The sequence below is a fragment of the Microbacterium testaceum genome, from assembly GCF_001476285.1.
Taxonomy (GTDB): domain Bacteria; phylum Actinomycetota; class Actinomycetes; order Actinomycetales; family Microbacteriaceae; genus Microbacterium; species Microbacterium testaceum_B.
This window is the reverse complement of sequence record NZ_LDRU01000062.1, coordinates 1-15,954: the sequence shown is the minus strand read 5'-3', so window position 1 is coordinate 15,954 and position 15,954 is coordinate 1. Positions and strand designations below refer to the sequence as shown.

Annotated in this window: 14 protein-coding genes; 7 read left to right on the top strand and 7 right to left on the bottom strand. The window is 70.9% G+C overall.

Features of this window, described 5'->3' with window-relative positions; all coding sequences use genetic code 11:
- Positions 1 to 156: 156 nt before the first annotated feature.
- Both NS283_RS11300 and NS283_RS11295 read right to left on the bottom strand, forming a co-directional pair.
- A complete protein-coding gene (locus NS283_RS11300) occupies positions 157 to 1,356 on the bottom strand; it encodes a lactonase family protein (protein WP_058596969.1) in 1,200 nt (399 codons plus the stop codon).
- Between the two features lies 1 nt (position 1,357).
- Positions 1,358 to 2,644: an adenylosuccinate synthase gene (locus NS283_RS11295; RefSeq protein ID WP_058596968.1), complete on the bottom strand. Its 1,287-nt coding sequence runs from the start codon at positions 2,642 to 2,644 to the stop codon at positions 1,358 to 1,360.
- Between the two features lie 108 nt (positions 2,645 to 2,752).
- Here NS283_RS11295 and NS283_RS11290 point away from each other — a divergent pair, with 108 nt between their 5' ends.
- The 6 genes from NS283_RS11290 (at position 2,753) to NS283_RS11265 (ending at position 9,139) form a co-directional block, all read left to right on the top strand.
- On the top strand, positions 2,753 to 3,487 hold the full coding sequence (locus tag NS283_RS11290) for a Pr6Pr family membrane protein (RefSeq protein ID WP_241492239.1): 735 nt from the start codon (positions 2,753 to 2,755) through the stop codon (positions 3,485 to 3,487).
- Positions 3,488 to 3,585: 98 nt separating this feature from the next.
- A complete protein-coding gene (locus NS283_RS11285) occupies positions 3,586 to 4,251 on the top strand; it encodes a peptidylprolyl isomerase (RefSeq protein ID WP_241492238.1) in 666 nt (221 codons plus the stop codon).
- A gap of 84 nt (positions 4,252 to 4,335) precedes the next feature.
- The gene (gene argG, locus NS283_RS11280) at positions 4,336 to 5,778 is read left to right on the top strand and encodes an argininosuccinate synthase (protein ID WP_058596966.1); all 1,443 of its coding nucleotides are present in this window, start codon (positions 4,336 to 4,338) and stop codon (positions 5,776 to 5,778) included.
- Positions 5,779 to 5,973: 195 nt separating this feature from the next.
- Positions 5,974 to 6,579 carry a TetR/AcrR family transcriptional regulator gene (locus NS283_RS11275; RefSeq protein ID WP_058596965.1) on the top strand — a complete coding sequence of 202 codons (606 nt, stop codon included), beginning with the start codon at positions 5,974 to 5,976 and terminating at the stop codon, positions 6,577 to 6,579.
- Complete coding sequence (locus NS283_RS11270; protein ID WP_058596964.1) at positions 6,576 to 7,205, top strand: hypothetical protein; 630 nt, start codon at positions 6,576 to 6,578, stop codon at positions 7,203 to 7,205. The genes NS283_RS11275 and NS283_RS11270 overlap by 4 nt, the downstream gene beginning before the upstream one ends.
- On the top strand, positions 7,202 to 9,139 hold the full coding sequence (locus NS283_RS11265) for a YhgE/Pip domain-containing protein (protein ID WP_058596963.1): 1,938 nt from the start codon (positions 7,202 to 7,204) through the stop codon (positions 9,137 to 9,139). Before NS283_RS11270 ends, NS283_RS11265 begins: the two co-directional genes overlap by 4 nt.
- Before the next feature lie 131 nt (positions 9,140 to 9,270).
- Here NS283_RS11265 and NS283_RS11260 read toward each other — a convergent pair whose 3' ends face one another.
- The 5 genes from NS283_RS11260 to NS283_RS11240 all read right to left on the bottom strand — a co-directional run bounded on the left by NS283_RS11260 (position 9,271) and on the right by NS283_RS11240 (position 14,546).
- Positions 9,271 to 10,635 (bottom strand): glycosyltransferase, encoded by a 1,365-nt coding sequence (locus NS283_RS11260; protein WP_058596962.1) that lies wholly within the window; start codon positions 10,633 to 10,635, stop codon positions 9,271 to 9,273.
- Between the two features lie 140 nt (positions 10,636 to 10,775).
- Positions 10,776 to 11,135, bottom strand: a complete 360-nt coding sequence (locus tag NS283_RS18920; RefSeq protein WP_058596961.1) for a hypothetical protein — start codon at positions 11,133 to 11,135, stop codon at positions 10,776 to 10,778.
- Positions 11,132 to 12,214 (bottom strand): serine hydrolase domain-containing protein, encoded by a 1,083-nt coding sequence (locus tag NS283_RS11250; protein WP_058596960.1) that lies wholly within the window; start codon positions 12,212 to 12,214, stop codon positions 11,132 to 11,134. Before NS283_RS11250 ends, NS283_RS18920 begins: the two co-directional genes overlap by 4 nt.
- A 149-nt stretch (positions 12,215 to 12,363) precedes the next feature.
- Complete coding sequence (locus tag NS283_RS11245; RefSeq protein ID WP_058596959.1) at positions 12,364 to 13,815, bottom strand: sensor histidine kinase; 1,452 nt, start codon at positions 13,813 to 13,815, stop codon at positions 12,364 to 12,366.
- The gene (locus tag NS283_RS11240; RefSeq protein ID WP_058596958.1) at positions 13,812 to 14,546 is read right to left on the bottom strand and encodes a response regulator transcription factor; all 735 of its coding nucleotides are present in this window, start codon (positions 14,544 to 14,546) and stop codon (positions 13,812 to 13,814) included. The genes NS283_RS11245 and NS283_RS11240 overlap by 4 nt, the downstream gene beginning before the upstream one ends.
- Before the next feature lie 120 nt (positions 14,547 to 14,666).
- Here NS283_RS11240 and NS283_RS11235 point away from each other — a divergent pair.
- Positions 14,667 to 15,954: ABC transporter permease (locus NS283_RS11235; RefSeq protein ID WP_058596957.1), on the top strand; the 1,288-nt coding region annotated here is incomplete at its 3' end.

The following is a 15,954-nucleotide window of genomic DNA, read 5'->3' as shown; positions in this document are numbered from 1 at the left end:
CGCCCCCGCCGCCGGTCACCCCAGCACAGGCATGTCCCACAATGTGCAGCCCAGGATCCCGTTCTCTGCACAATTCGGGACACGCCCCGACGAGCGCAGCGCGGGGAGGGATGCCGAAGGCCGGCCGACGTGCGGGGCGTAGCGGGGCGAGCGAACTCAGCGCATCGGCAGCAGCCGCGTCGGCGAGGGCGACGCGGTGCGGTGGCGAACACGACCGGGCACACCGGTGCGGGCGTCGAGGGGGAGCGAGACGATCTCGTCGGCGAGCTGCCCGGCGACCAGGAGCGTGTCGTTCACCACGACGTGGTGTCGCGGCCAGTGGGTTCCCGCGTCGGCGAGGGCGGTGAACTGCAGCTCCTCGCCGGCCCCGCGCACCGCGAGCACACCGATCGTGTCGCTGCCGCGGACGCCCGCGTAGAGCGTGCTGCCGTCGCGGCTCGCGCACAGCTCGGCCGCGGTGTCGGTGTCGAGGCTGCCGACGAGCGGCTGGCCCGAGATGACGCGCCACCGGGTCTCGGCATCCGGAGCCAGGACGAACACCTCGCGACTCAGCTCGGTCACGACGTAGAGATGGCCGGACGGATGCCACACCCCGTGCCGCGGACCGCTGCCCTTCGGCAGCACGACCTGCTGGACGAGTCGCAAGCCGTCGCCGCTCGAGCGCCAGAAGCGGACCAGGTCGAGGCCCATGTCGGTCGTCGCAATGAGACCGCCGGGGAGGAAGATCGCCTGGTGCGAGCGCGAGACGCGGGGGCCGATCGCAGCCTCCTCGGACTCCGCGTCGGTCTCGGGCGCGGCGTCGTACGCCGGTACGAGATGACCATACTCGTCGCCGGCCGCCTCACGCAGAGCGCGCGCGGCGGCGGCGAGGTCGGGGACCACGGCGCCCGAGACGCGTGCCCCGGTCGAGACGCCGCTCTCCGGGGAGTCGGGGCCCCAGGGGTCGGTGGCCTCGGCGGCGATCCGCGGACGCGACGGGCGGCCCGCGGCATCCAGATCGATCCGGACGACCCGTCCGTCGCTCCAGCAGCTCGCGACGAGGAAGCTCGCGTCGGGCGACACCGCGACGTGGCAGACCGACTCGCCCGCCTCGATTGCGGGGCCGACCGGGGTCAGGCGCGTCTCGCTCGTGCGGCGGTAGGCCTGCACCGTGCCGTCGGATTCGAGCGCGGCGTAGAGCAGGTCGTGGGTGGGGTGGGCGGCGAGCCACGACGCCGAGCCGGGCGCGGGCACGGCGGTGCCGACCATGCCGAGCGGACCCGACGCCCAGACCAAGTCGGCGTCTCCGGCCTGCAGGATGCCGATGCCCTCGGCTGATCCCGCGTCGCCCGCGTAGGCCCCCACCCAGAACCGCATGTCAGTCGATCAGGTTGTGTCGCACGATCACCTGGTCGCGAGCCGGACCGACGCCGATGACCGAGATGCGCGTGCCGCTCATCTTCTCGAGCGCGAGGACGTAGTCCTGCGCGTTCTGCGGCAGGTCGTCGAAGGTGCGCGCGGTGGAGATGTCTTCGCTCCAGCCCGGGTAGTACTCGAGGATCGGCTTCGCGTGGTGGAAGTCCGTCTGGTTGACGGGCAGGTCGTCGAAGCGCACACCGTCGACGTCGTAGGCGACGCAGACGGGGATCTGCTCGAGGCCCCCGAGGATGTCGAGCTTGGTCAGCACGAGGTCCGTGATCCCGTTGATGCGCGTCGCGTAGCGCGTGATCGGGGCGTCGTACCAGCCGACGCGGCGGGGGCGACCCGTGGTCGTGCCGAACTCGAAGCCGCGGGAGCGCAGCCAGTCGCCGCTCTCGTCGAACAGCTCGGTCGGGAACGGGCCCGATCCGACGCGCGTCGTGTACGCCTTCACGATGCCGACGATCCGGTCGAGGCGGTTCGGGCCCACGCCCGAGCCGGTCGAGGCGCCACCCGCCGTCGCGGACGACGACGTGACGAAGGGATAGGTTCCGTGGTCGACGTCGAGCATGGTGGCCTGGCCGCCCTCGAAGACGACGACGTCACCGGCATCCAGGGCCTCGTTCAGCAGCAGCGAGGTGTCGGCGACCATCGGGCGCACGCGCTCGGCGTAGGAGAGCAGGTCTTCGACGACCTCGTCGGCGGTGATCGCACGGCGGTTGAAGATCTTCACCAGCAGGTGATTCTTCTGATCGAGAGCGCCCTCGACCTTCTGACGCAGGATGTTCTCGTCGAAGAGGTCTTGCACCCGGATGCCGACGCGGTTGATCTTGTCGGCGTACGCGGGGCCGATGCCGCGCCCGGTGGTGCCGATCATGCGCTTGCCGAGGAAGCGCTCGGTGACCTTGTCGAGCGTGCGGTGGTACTGCGTGATGATGTGCGCGTTGGCACTGATCTTCAGGCGCGTGGTGTCGAGACCGCGCGCGTTCAGCGCCTCGAGCTCGTTGAACAGCACCTCGAGATCGACGACGACGCCGTTGCCGATGACGGGGGTCACGCCGGGGGACAGGATGCCGCTGGGCAGCAGGTGCAACGCGTACTTCTCGTCGCCGATGACGACGGTGTGGCCGGCGTTGTTGCCGCCGTTGAACTTCACCACCCAGTCGGTGCGCTCACCGAGCAGATCGGTGGCCTTGCCCTTGCCCTCGTCGCCCCACTGGACGCCGACGATCACGATTCCGGGCATGAGTGCTCCTCGCATGTTGTCCGGCGGTACACCCCATCCTATCGAGAGGGTCCGACACCGCCCCCGCAAGCCCCGCGGCTCGGAAGGCCGGCTCGCTAACGTGCCCCCATGGCACGTTTCTCAGCGACGGCGCAGACCGCGGGGCACGATCCGCGACCTGCCCCGGGGTGGGCTGCAGGGTGGAACCTCGCTCGGGTGGCGATGGCGGTGCTCATCGCGGTGGCGGTGATCGCCCAGTTCGTCTCGACGGTGAGCTACTCCGCCGCGATGGGCCGCGACCTCCCGACCGTGGTGGCGAACTTCTTCAGCTTCTTCACGAACCTCTCCAATCTGTCGGCGGTCGTCGTGCTCGCTCTCGCGGGGCTGCGGTTCTTCGTCCGCGGCCGCCGTCTCGACGCCGATCCCGCCGCCCTGGCCACCGCGCTGGCGTGGGTCTCGACCTACATGATCATCACCGGCATCGTCTACAACCTGCTGCTGCGGGGGCTCCCGCCGCAGCCCGAGTCGGTGGGCTGGTCGAACGAGATCGTGCACGTGTGGGCGCCGCTCTTCTTCCTCCTCGATCTGCTCATCGGCCCGGGCCGGCGACGACTCCCCTGGAAGGCCGCACTCGGCGCCGCCGTCTTCCCGATCGTGTGGATCGTCTATACGCTGGCTCGCGGCCCGTTCATCACGAACCCGACCACCGGCGCACCGTACTGGTACCCCTACCCCTTCTTCGACCCGCACACGAACGGCTGGGGCAGCGTCGCGGTCTACATCGTCGGCATCGCGCTGGCGATCGTCGGGCTCGCATGTGGTGCCATCGCGATCGGACGGGCGCGCGGCATCCGATCGTCCTGAGCAGTCCTTCGCGGAAATCGGCGTGGGACCGCCGATTCGGCTGCCTTTCTCCGATCGGAAGACGGATGCCACGCCCCGGGCGCTCTAGCCTGGAACACGTGCGCACGCGACTGATCTCGGCGGCTCTCGCCGCTTCCGCCCTGCTCCTGCTCGCCGGATGTGCGGGGCCGGGCCCCTCTGCACCGCCCGCGAGCGAGCCGAGCGCGGCCGGCGCATGCGCCTACCCCACGTCGGGGAAGCCCTCGGTCGACGTCACCCCTCCGAGCGCCGACACCGAGCGGCCCACCGGGGATGTCGAGGTCACCCTCGACACGTCGGCGGGCGAGATCCCCATGACGCTCACCGGGGCGCGGACCCCGTGCACGGTCGAGAGCTTCGTGTCGCTCGCGCAGCAGCAGTACTTCACCAATACGCAGTGCCACCGCCTCACGACGCAGGGCATCTTCGTGCTGCAGTGCGGCGACCCCACGGGGTCGGGTCGCGGAGGCCCCGGATACACCTTCGCCGACGAGCTCGACGGCGGCGAGACGTATCCCGCTGGGACCGTCGCGATGGCCAACACGGGCCAGCCCGGCACCAACGGCTCGCAGTTCTTCCTCGTCTACGCCGACACCGAGCTGCCGCCGAAGTACACGGTGTTCGGGAAGATGTCGCCCGAGGGCCTCGCCGTGGTCGAGAAGATCGGCCAGGCGGGCGTCTCGGGCGGAGGAGCCGACGGTGCGCCCGCGACTCCCGTGGAGATCACCGCCGTCACGGTCGGCTGACACTCCTCCTCCCCAGCCCGGGAACGGGGCGTGAGCCCTCCACACGGGTCGGGTCGCGGCATCCTCCCCCGATAGAATCGGCGTATGTCCAAGGTCCTGCAGTCCCTTCCCGTCGGCGAGCGCGTCGGCATCGCCTTCTCGGGTGGTCTCGACACCTCGGTGGCCGTCGCGTGGATGCGCGACAAGGGCGCCATCCCCTGCACCTACACCGGTGACCTCGGGCAGTACGACGAAGACGACATCGAGTCGATCCCCGGTCGCGCCACGCAGTACGGCGCCGAGGTCTCGCGCCTGGTCGACTGCAAGACCGCGCTCGTCGAAGAGGGCTTCGTCGCTCTCGCGTGCGGCGCGTTCCACATCCGCTCGGGCGGTCGCACGTACTTCAACACGACGCCCCTCGGCCGCGCCGTGACCGGCACGCTGCTCGTGCGCGCGATGAAAGAAGACGGCGTCGACATCTGGGGCGACGGCTCCACCTACAAGGGCAACGACATCGAGCGGTTCTACCGCTACGGCCTGCTCGCCAACCCCGCCCTGCGCATCTACAAGCCGTGGCTCGACGCCGACTTCGTCACCGAGCTGGGCGGTCGCAAAGAGATGAGTGAGTGGCTCGTCGCCCACGACTTCCCTTACCGCGACAGCGCCGAGAAGGCCTACTCGACGGATGCCAACATCTGGGGCGCCACGCACGAGGCGAAGACGCTCGAGCACCTCGACGTGTCGCTCGAGATCGTGGAGCCCATCATGGGCGTGCGCTTCTGGGACCCCGCGGTCGAGATCGAGACCGAAGACGTGACCGTCGAGTTCGAGGCCGGCCGTCCGGTCGCGATCAACGGCACGCGCTTCGACGACCCGGTGGCGCTGGTCCGCGAGGCCAACACGATCGGCGGCCGTCACGGTCTCGGCATGAGCGACCAGATCGAGAACCGCATCATCGAGGCCAAGTCGCGCGGCATCTACGAGGCCCCCGGCATGGCGCTGCTGTTCCTCACGTACGAGCGCCTCGTCAACAGCATCCTGAACGAAGACACCCTCGCCACGTACCACGAGCAGGGTCGCCGCCTCGGTCGCCTCATGTACGAGGGCCGTTGGCTCGAGCCGCAGTCGCTCATGCTGCGCGAGTCGATCCAGAAGTGGGTCGGCTCGACCATCACCGGCTCGGTCACCGTGCGCCTGCGCCGCGGCGAGGACTACACGATCCTCGACACCGTGGCATCCGGAATGTCGTACTCGCCCGAGAAGCTCTCGATGGAGCGCGTCGGCGACGCCGCGTTCGGCCCCGTCGACCGCATCGGCCAGCTCACGATGCGCAACCTCGACATCGCCGACTCGCGCGCCCGCCTCGAGCAGTACGCGGCCCAGGGCCTCATCGGCGGCCCGACCGGCGAGCTCGTCGGCGACGTCGCCGTCGGTGGGGCTCAGGAGATCATCGAGCCCGCCGCTCCCCTGAGCGCCGACGGCGAACGCCTCGCCGAGGCGACGGATGCCGCGGGCGAGTCCGCCGCGTTCGACGCCGGCACCGACTGACGAAGCGACCTCGACGAGAGCCCGCGGCGCCCCGGCGTCGCGGGCCCTTTCGCGTCCGCCGACCCGGGCCTCTGAGCCTGTCGAAGGGACCGGACCCGCACGCCCGGTGGCTTCGACGGGCTCAGCCACCTCCGCGCCATTGATCGGTGAATAAGTTGCACACGCGCGTGCACTTTCGGCGTACACTGATCCCTCGTGAGCACACCCACCCGCCGCGACGCCGTCGAGAACCGCGCCGGCATCCTCGACGCGGCCACCGCCGCGATCGGCCACGACCCGCGCGCGTCGATCGACGCGATCGCCCGCCGCGCCGGTCTCTCTCGCCGGGCCCTGTACGGCCACTTCGACGACCGCAACGCCATCATCCGCGAGGTCATCGCCGCGGGCGCCGCCCGCTTCAACGCCATCGCCGACCGCGTCGACGACGCCGACTCCCGCGTTGCGCTCGCGCGCCTGGCATCCGAGCTCTGGGCCGAAGCCGCGCACGTGCAGGCCGCCGCGGCCCTCGCCCTCGACGACGCGCACCTCCCCGAGACCTCCGCGGCCCTGGCCCCGCTGCGCCGCCGGATCGACGCGATCGTCCGCCGCGGACAGGAAACCGGCGAGCTGCGCACCGACCTCCCCGCACCGACCCTCTCGCGCCTGCTCGAAGAGACGGGGCGCACGGTCGTCAGCCGCGTCGACGCGGGGGCATCGACCGCCCGTTCGATCGCCGTGCGCGCCGTGCTCGGCATCGCCGGACTTTCCTGGACCGAGGCGCAAGCGCTCCTCGCGGAGCACCCCGAACTGGAGAAGCAGTGAGAATCGTCCTCTCCGAGGTCGCGAAGGGCCGGGCCGAACGGGTCCTCCCCCCGACCTCCACCTCGTTCGAGACCGGCCGGGCCACCCTGGCCCTCGCCGAGACCGAGCAGCGGCCCACGGTGCTGGGCCTCGTGGCATCCGGTCGCATGAAGGTCGACAGCGGTGAGGTCACGATCGACGGGCGGACGGATGCCAAGGCCATCCGCCGCCGCGTCGCCCTGGTCGACGCGCCCGTCGTGTCGGAGCCCGAGTCCAACGTCACCGTCACCGGCGTCGTCGCGGAAGAGCTCATGTTCGCCGGGCACGCGCCCACGCCGTTCGCTGCCGCGCGTTGGCTCGAGGGCATCGGACTCGACACGCTCGCCGGGCTGCCGATCGGCAATGTCGAGCCGACCGATCGCATCCGCCTCCTGCTCGAGCTCGCCGCGCTGCGCAAAGACGTCGACGGCCTCGTGCTCGTGGCACCCGACCGGCACGGCGGCGAGCCGGCCGCGTGGTGGCGCATCGCTCGCGAGTTCGCCGAGCGCGGGTACGCCGTGCTCGTCATCGCGGGCCAGGCATCGCAGTCGGCGCTCGAGGCCGCCGACGCACTCGACACCACCCCCGCCGAGGAGGACGCGCGATGAAGATCCCGCAGATGATCACCGCCGAGCTGCGTCGCCTCACCTCGACGCGCATGTCGGTCATCGCCCTGATCGCCCTGCTGGCCGTCCCGATCCTCTACGGCGGGCTCTACCTCTGGGCGAACCAAGACCCCTACGGCAACCTCTCGAGCGTCCCCGTCGCGCTCGTCGTCGACGATCAGGGCGCCCAGGTCAACGGCCAGCAACGCAACCTCGGCGACGAAGCGGCCGAGCAGCTGCTCGACAGCGACACCTTCGAGTGGCACCGGGTCTCTTCCGACGCGGCCGACGCGGGCCTTTCGGCGGGCGACTTCGACTTCATCGTGACGCTCCCGGCAGACTTCACCGAGGCGGTGGCATCCCTCTCCAGCGATTCGCCGCGGCAGGCCGATATCGAGCTGCGCACGAACGATGCGAACAACTACCTCGCCTCCACGATCGGCACGCAGGCGGTCGCGCGCATCCAGGCGTCGGTGGCGAAGAAGGTCGTCGACGAGGCGGGGCTGTCCCTTCTCGACGCCCTGCACACGATCCGGGTGAGCCTCGTGGATGCCACGAACGGGGCGACGCAGCTCGTCGACGGTCTCGGCACCGCGAAGAACGGGTCGTCCCAGCTCGCGAGCGGTTCGGCGACCCTCGCCGACGGCTCGGCGCAGCTGGCGGACGGCACCGCTCAGCTCTCGAGCGGCGCGAACCAACTGCGCGACGGCAGCGCCTCGTTGCGCGACGGGTCCGCGCGCGTGGCGGACGGCGCACAGCAGGTAGCCGGGGGCGTCGACCGTATCGACGACGCGGCTCGCCAGGTCGGCTCGATCGCCCAGGACGCGGCGAACCGCCTGCCCGAAGCGCGCGCCGACATCGCCAAGGCCCTCGCCGACGCGGGACTCAGCCAGGCCCGCATCGACGAGATCCTGTCGCGGCTCGATCCGGTCGCCGAGCGCCTCACCGCCGCGAACGAACAGGTGCAGAGCACCGTCGGCCAGATCAACCAGCTCGACGACGGCGCACGCCAGGTCGCCGACGGCAGCGCCTCGGTGGCCAGCGGTGCGGACACCCTGGCGAACGGAGCCTCGACCCTGGCCGACGGCGCCGCGACAGCGGCATCCGGAGCCGCTCAACTGCGCGACGGCTCGGCGCAGCTCCGCGACGGGGCGAGTCAGCTCGACAGCGGTATCGGTCAGCTCCAGACCGGTGCGACGCAGCTTCGCGACGGGCTCGCGTCGGGCGTGCAGCAGATCCCCGACTCCGACGACGCCACGCGCAAGGCGCAGGCCGCGGCCATCAGCGATCCCGTCGCGGTCGGCACGAGCGCGGTCACCAAGGCGCAGAACTACGGCGCCGGCCTGGCACCCTTCTTCGCCGCCCTCGCCGGCTGGATCGGGATCTACGCGCTGTTCCTCATCGTGAAGCCCGTGTCCAAGCGCGCGATCACGGCGCTGCGCTCGCCCGTCCGCGTGACGTTGGCGGGCTGGCTGACCCCCGCGGGACTCGGAGCCCTCCAGATGGTGGGACTCTTCACGGTGCTCGCCATCGCGCTGCAGTTCTCGTTCGCGAATCCATGGGCGGCCCTCGGCATCCTGCTCTTCGCCTCCGCGACCTACGCCGCGATCGTGTTGGCCCTGAACGTCTGGCTCGGCTCGGTGGGACAGTTCCTCGGACTCGTGCTCATGGTGCTGCAGCTCGTCACGGCCGGCGGAACCTTCCCGTGGCAGACGCTGCCCGCACCTCTCGCGGCCCTGCACCACGTGCTGCCCATGGGATACGTGGTGGATGCCATGCGCCAGGTCATGTACGGCGGAGACGTCTCACGCGTCGGGCCCGACCTGCTGGTGCTGGGCGCGTGGATGCTCGGCGGGGTGGCGCTGGCCGCCCTGGGGGTCACGCGGATGACGCACCACCGGACCCTGCGCGACCTGCAGCCGAGCCTGATCGGCTGACGCGGGCCGGGCGGGGCGTGCCCCGAGTGACGAGCGGAGGATGAGGGACGACCGGAGGGGGAACCCGTGGCATCCGTCCTCCGCTCGCCCCCGTCCCTCCGCTCTTCACCGTGTGGCGCGCCCGCGCCGGCTCACCGCCGCGCCGGGCGCGCCACGACGTCTTCGAGAAGGCGCGTGAAGGTCTCGCCCACCGCCTCGAGCGTCAACAGCAGGCTCTGTTCGCGCGCGCGTTCCGACATCTCCTCGCGCGCGCCCTCGTCGGTGAGGAGTGCCGTGAGGGCGCTCGCGACACCGTCCGTGTCGCCCGGTGCGACGAGGACGCCGCCGGCGCCCACGTAGTCGCGGGGTCCGTAACAGACGTCGAACGCCACGACGGGCAGCCCGCTCGCCAAGGCTTCGCCGATCGCAAGGTTCTGCCCCTCGAAGATGCTCGTGCACAAGAAGACGGCGGAGGTGGCCATCGCCTCGCGGACCCGGTCGGAGTACCCGTGCAGGTGGACGCTCCCGCTCACTCCACGCTCCTCGATGAGGTTCTGCAGCGCACTCCGGAGGGGACCGTCCCCGTAGATGTGGAGGCGCGCATCCGGGACGCGCGCCACCACGCTCGGCCACAGGGCGATCGCGGTGTCCACCCGCTTCTGGTCGACGAGCCTGTTCACCATCACGACGTCGGTTCCCTCGCGCGCGCGAGCCGGGGGCTCGAGGCCGGGAGCGATCGGTGTCGGGATGGCGGCGAAGCCCTCATGGGCACCGAAACGCTCGACCACGTCGTCTTCTTGGCTCGGCGTGGGCCAGACCACGGCGTCGAAGCGATCGAGCAGGCCCAGCCACCTGCGCCACCCGTCGTCCCGCAGCGGCGCCGAGGGCCGACACGGCGCCGCGAGGTGCGAGTTGTGGACGGTGTGGACGATCCGCACGTTCGGGTCGACCCACTCGGCGATCAGCTCACCGATCTGCTTGGACTCACAGATCACCACGACGCTCCGCTCGTCATCACCGGCGCGGGCACGCAGTTCCGCCACCACGCGCGTCAGCCACGCCGCGTAGAGGGCTCGGAAGCCGGCCAGGACGCGGGAGCCACGCTCTCCGCGGACGATGACAGGGGTCCGCGTGAGGTGCCAGTCGGGGTCATCGCGGATCACCGGCAGCGATACGACCTCGGCTCCTGCATCGTCTCGGATGGCCCGATAGGCGGTCGCCGGGTCTGCCCCGCCCTCCTGAGCCTGCTCGTACAGCCACGACGGATCGCGGACGACCTCTTCGTAGAGGTTGCGCATCTCGATGTCACCCTCGGGATCCTCCCTCAGCGCGTGGCGGATCTCGCGCGCGCGCTCGTCCGCGTCCCCGACGTCGAAAGTGAGAAGGAGCGGGCGCGTCACGCCGATCGACCGCAACAGGCGGAGACGAGAGGCGACCGCGACGGCGTATCCGCCGTCGAGGCGCGGGGCCAGGCGACTGGTGAGAACAAGGAAGTCTGCATCCGGGGGCGAGGGCATCTGCCGATCCTCAAAGGGGGGACATAAGCGGGCCCTCATCGTTGCTATGCGCAAGCTGTGTGTCAGGGTGGTTGACGCGGGGCCGGCCATCCCCGAGAGTGTCGCCCGTTCCTCCCTCCGCCCCGGAGCGCTCTGGCCGGCTACGCCGCGATCACGGCAGCGAGCGCCACGACACCCGAGCCCAGAATGCCGCCGGCCACCAGCCGCACCACGCGCAGCGACCAACGGCGCCGGGTGCGCCGCCAGGGCAAGGCCGCGAAGCGGCGAGCGGCCCCGATCGTCCCCGCGGCGGTGAGGATCACCGCTGCGACCCAGAGCAGGGGCGACGCCCGTGTCCAGTCCACGAGCAGCGACGCCGCGGCGAACGCGACCACCATCCCGAACGCCTCCGCCAGGACCATCACGCGGTCGCGGAGCGCGAACCGTCCGACGCCCCACGCCCGGACGGCGAAGAGGACGGCAACGGCCACGAGGAGTGCGGCGAGGACGATGGCGATCATCGTGCCGCTCCCTTCGTGAGCACGGCATAGGCGACCTCGTCGACGTTCGCCGCGGTGTCGTCGAGGACGAAGCCCGCTCGCCCGGCCGCCCGATCGAGCATCATCGCCGAGGTGAATCCCCCGGTCTCGCCGTTGTGGAAGGTGATGGCCGTGCCGTCGACGTCGAGCGTGAACCAGAACCACCCGATGGGACCGGATGCCGTCTCCCGGCGCGGATCCATCGCGGAGGCACCCGGTGCGGTGCCGTCGAGGAGTGCCTTCACGAACAGCGTCATGTCGTGCGCGGTGGAGCGCACCCCGCCGGCCGGAGCGTGGCCGCCCATGGCCCACTGGCCCTGAGGGACTCCCTGAGCGCTGAACCCGCGCGTGTCGATCGGCCGCAGGTCGTCGGCGGTCAGGGGCACGGTCGACTCGGTCATCCCGAGCGGCTCGAACAGACGGCTCGCGATGAGGGTCGGGTAGTCCATGTCCGCGCACCGCGCGATCGCCTGGCCGAGCAGAGCCGTGCCGAGGTTCGAGTACGCGAAGGCACCGGTCTCCCCGACCCGCTCTGCTCGGGTGAGGCGGATCATCTCGTCGGCGGTCAGCATGTAGGGGTTCTGCCCGAGGAGGCTGCGGCCGAGCGTGTCGGCGAGGAATCCCGGATCGGTGAGCAGGCGTGGCATCCCGGACATGTGCGTGGCGAGATCGTCGAGACGGACCGCCCCCGCCGCGGTGTCCGCCAGCTCGGGTAGGCACAGGTCGAGACGGTCGTCCACGGCCACCTCGCCGCGCTCGACCGCGTCCTGGAAGAGCAGACCGGTCATGGTCTTGGTCGCCGATCCGATCTCGAACGGCGTGTGCTCGTCGGCTCCGAAGCCCGCGAACCGCGTGCGGTCGCCGTCGATCGACACCACGACCGCCTCGTGGCGCTGGCCCGCGGCGACGAGGTCGTCGCGCACCGCGGCGGCGAGCGCGGCATCGCCGATGATCCGCTCGGAGAGCGCCGGCGGTCGGGGCATCGCCAAGAGCCCGACCGCGAGCGTCAGGAGCGGCGCGGCCACCATCGCCACGGTCGTGAGCAGTCGTCGTCGTGTCATGCTTCCAGCCTCGGGCGGGGGGCCGTTCCCGGCCAGGGCCGCGGTGTCACGAGCGGGCATGACATGTGTCACGTTCCGGTGGCTTCGACGCGCTCAGCCCCCTTCGACGCGCCCAGGCCCCCGAGCCCGTCAAAGGGACCGGAACCCCCTCACGCCGGCAGCCGCACCTCGAACACCGTCCGACCGGGCACGCTCTCCACCGAGATCGAGCCGCCGTGCGCGGCGGTGATCGCCTCGGCGATCGACAGCCCCAGCCCCGTACTGCCGGCATCCCGGTTCCGGGCGTCGTCGGCACGGGCGAAGCGGTCGAAGAGCCGGCCCGCGACCCCCGGGTCGATCCCCGGGCCCGTGTCGGTCACGCGCAGCACGGCCTCTCTCCCCTCGCGACCCAGTGACAGCGTCACCGTCGTCCCGGGCGGCGTGTGGGTGGAGGCGTTGCGCAGGAGGTTCGCGACCACCTGCCGGAGGCGGTTCTCGTCGCCGGTGACCGAGATGAGGTCGTCCGTCACGTCGAGACGCCACTCGTGCGTGGCATCCGCCACGTGAGCATCGCTCACCGCATCGACGGCGAGCAGTGTCAGCTCGACCTCGTCGCGGCGCAGCGGTTGTCCGGCATCCAACCGGGCCAGCAAGAGCAGATCGTCGACGAGGGATGCCATGCGCTGAGCCTCCGACTCGATCCGATCGAACGAGCGCGCCTGGGTCGGCGTCATCGGTGCGTCCTCACCGAGGGACAGCTGCGCGTATCCGCGGATGCTCGCGAGCGGCGTGCGCAGCTCGTGGCTCGCGTCCGCGATGAAGCGTCTCAGCTGCTCCTCGCTGTGATGCCGCGCGGCGAGGGAGGACTGCACGTGCCCGAGAAGGTCGTTGAGCGACGAGCCCACGCGGCCTACCTCGGTCGAGGGATCGGTGTCGGCGGGGGCGACCCGGTCGGGGATGTCGACGCTCCCCTCGCTGAGCGACAGCGTCGAGACACGCTGGGCGACCTCGGCCACCCGATCGAGGGGGCGAAGACTCCGGCGGACGAAGAGCGAGAGCCCGACCACCGCGATCAGCAGCGTCGCCGCGCTCACCGCGAGCAGGATCACCGTGAGCGCACTCGTCGTCGCCGTGACGTCTGCCTGCGAGCTGCCGGCGAACACGGTCGTCCCGTCGAGGTCGGCGGCCGCGACCCGGAAGGATCCGAGGTCGCCGCCGAGATCGACCGACGTGGGCGTCCGGTCGGTGGGCACGTCCGCGCGCAGCAGCGCCACCTGGTCGTCCGTGAGCTGCACCTGGGTGCCGTCGCTGCGCGTGTAGTTCGACGTGCGCACGGTCCCGTCGGATGCGACCACCGCCTGCAGCGATCCGATCCGGGGTGCGGGCCGGTCGGCATCCTGGCCGCGATTCTGCCCCTCACGCTGGTCCGCGCCGGAGTGATCGAACGATCCGCGACCGACGGCGAACGACAACCCCTCCCCCACCTGCTGGTCGAGGCGGTCGAGCGCGAAGGAGCGCAGCGCCACGATCGTGGCCAGGCTCATCACGACGAATGCGAGGGCAACGAGCACGCTCGTGCCGACGACGAGGGTGCGACGCAGCGTCCACCGGGACCGGGTCATGACGCCTTGATCGTGTAACCGACGCCGCGCACCGTGTGGATCAGCGGCTCGCCGAGGCTGTCGATCTTCTTCCGCAGGTACGAGATGTAGATCTCGACGACGCTGCCGTTGCTGCCGAAGTCGTAGCTCCAGACCTGATCGAGGATCTGCGACTTGCTCAGCACCCGACGCGGATTCTGCATGAGGTAGCGGAGGAGCTCGAACTCCTTCGCGGTGAGTTTGATCGGGATGCCGCCGCGCTCGACCTCGTACGACTCCTCGTCGAGCGACAGGTCGCCCACGCGCAGTCGCGGGTCGGCGTCGGCGATGGCCGCGACGTGCCGGCGTGCCATCCCCCGGAGCCGGACGACGACCTCTTCGAGGTTGAAGGGCTTCGTGACGTAGTCGTCGGCCCCCGCCGAGATGCCCGCGATGCGGTCCTCCACGGCATCCTTCGCCGTGAGGAAGAGCACGGGGGCATCATTGCCGGCAGCGCGGATGCGGGTCAGCAGCTCCATGCCGTCGAGCCCCGGCATCATGATGTCGAGCACGAGGAGGTCGGGGCCGAACTCGCGGATGACGTTCAGGGCCTCCTGCCCGTTGGCGGCCGTGCGTGCGTCCCACCCCTCGTTCTGCAGCGCCATGCGCAGCAGGTCGCTGAGGTTGGCCTCGTCGTCGACGACGAGCACGCGGATCGGCGACCCGTCGGGACGGGTGAGGGGGGCGGGGCGGAAGGTCACGAGAGCCAGCATGCCCGCTCTCCACCCCCGCTGTCACCGGACATACACGCTTCATAGGAACGCTGAGGGAGCGGTGAGGGTGCCGTTCCTACCTTCGGGGCACGGCCGCATTCCGCGTCCGAAAGGAGAAGCATGTACGGCACCTACCTGCGGCGCGAACTCGCCGGCCGCGTCAAGCAAACCGTGATCGTCGCGATCGGGCTCGCGATCGCCATCGCGCTCGTGATCGTCGTGAACGCCCTCTCGGCGGGGGTGCGCGACGCGCAGTCGCAAGCGCTCTCGTCGGTCTACGGCGTGGGCACCGACCTGACCGTGACCGGCGCGCAGACCGAACCCGGACAGGGCGGCGGTACCCGCTTCGACTTCGGCGCGGGCGAGGGAGCGACACAGGACGGCACCACCACGCTGAGCCAGTCGCGCCTGATGACCGACATGCGACGCGGCACGCTCGACGCGTCGACCGTCGCAACGGTCGCGGGCCTCGACGGCGTCGCGGCCGCGACCGGGGCGCTGTCGCTGACGAACACGACCTTCTCCGGACAGGTTCCCGACCGCAGCTCCCAGTCGGGCGGTACCGGCGGCAGCGGCACCGGCGACGGCGCGCAGATGGGAGAGCCGCCGGCGGGTGGCGGCGGTCCCGGCGGCGACGGTGGCAGCGCCTTCGGCGTCGACTCGTTCACCGTCCTCGGCGTCGACCCCTCGGCATCCGTCGGTCCCCTCTCGTCCGTCACCGTCAGCGACGGCCGCGCTCTCACCGCGTCCGACGCCGGCACGGACGTCGCCGTCATCGACGCGACCTACGCGACGAGCGCCTCCCTCTCGGTCGGGGGCACGATCGACGTGGGCGGCACGGCGATGCAGATCGTCGGGATCGTCGCCTCGACGTCGTCCGACGCCGACACCGCCGCGAACGTCTACCTCCCCCTCGATACCGCTCAGACCCTCGCCGGAGTGGGCAGCGTGGTCTCCACGGTCTACGTGCAGGCCGATTCGGCGGATGCCATCGACTCCGTGCAGAGCGAGATCACGGCCGCACTGCCCGACGCCACCGTCAGCTCGCAGTCCGAGCTCGCCTCGACCGTGTCGGGTTCGCTCTCGAGCGCTTCGGCGCTGATCTCGAACCTCGGGACCTGGCTCTCGATCGTCGTCCTCGTGGTCGCCCTCTCGCTCGCGGTGCTCTTCACCATCTCGGGCGTTGCGCGTCGCACCCGCGAGTTCGGCACCCTCAAGGCCATCGGATGGTCGAACGGTCGGATCGTGCGGCAGGTCGCGGGAGAGTCTCTGACGCAGGGGCTCATAGGCGGTGTCGCGGGACTGATCCTGGGGCTCGGTGGCATCCTGCTCGTCAACGTCATCTCGCCCACCATCTCGGTCGCGAGCCAGACCTCGGGCCGCGGCGAGCGCGGCGCGGGCATGGGCG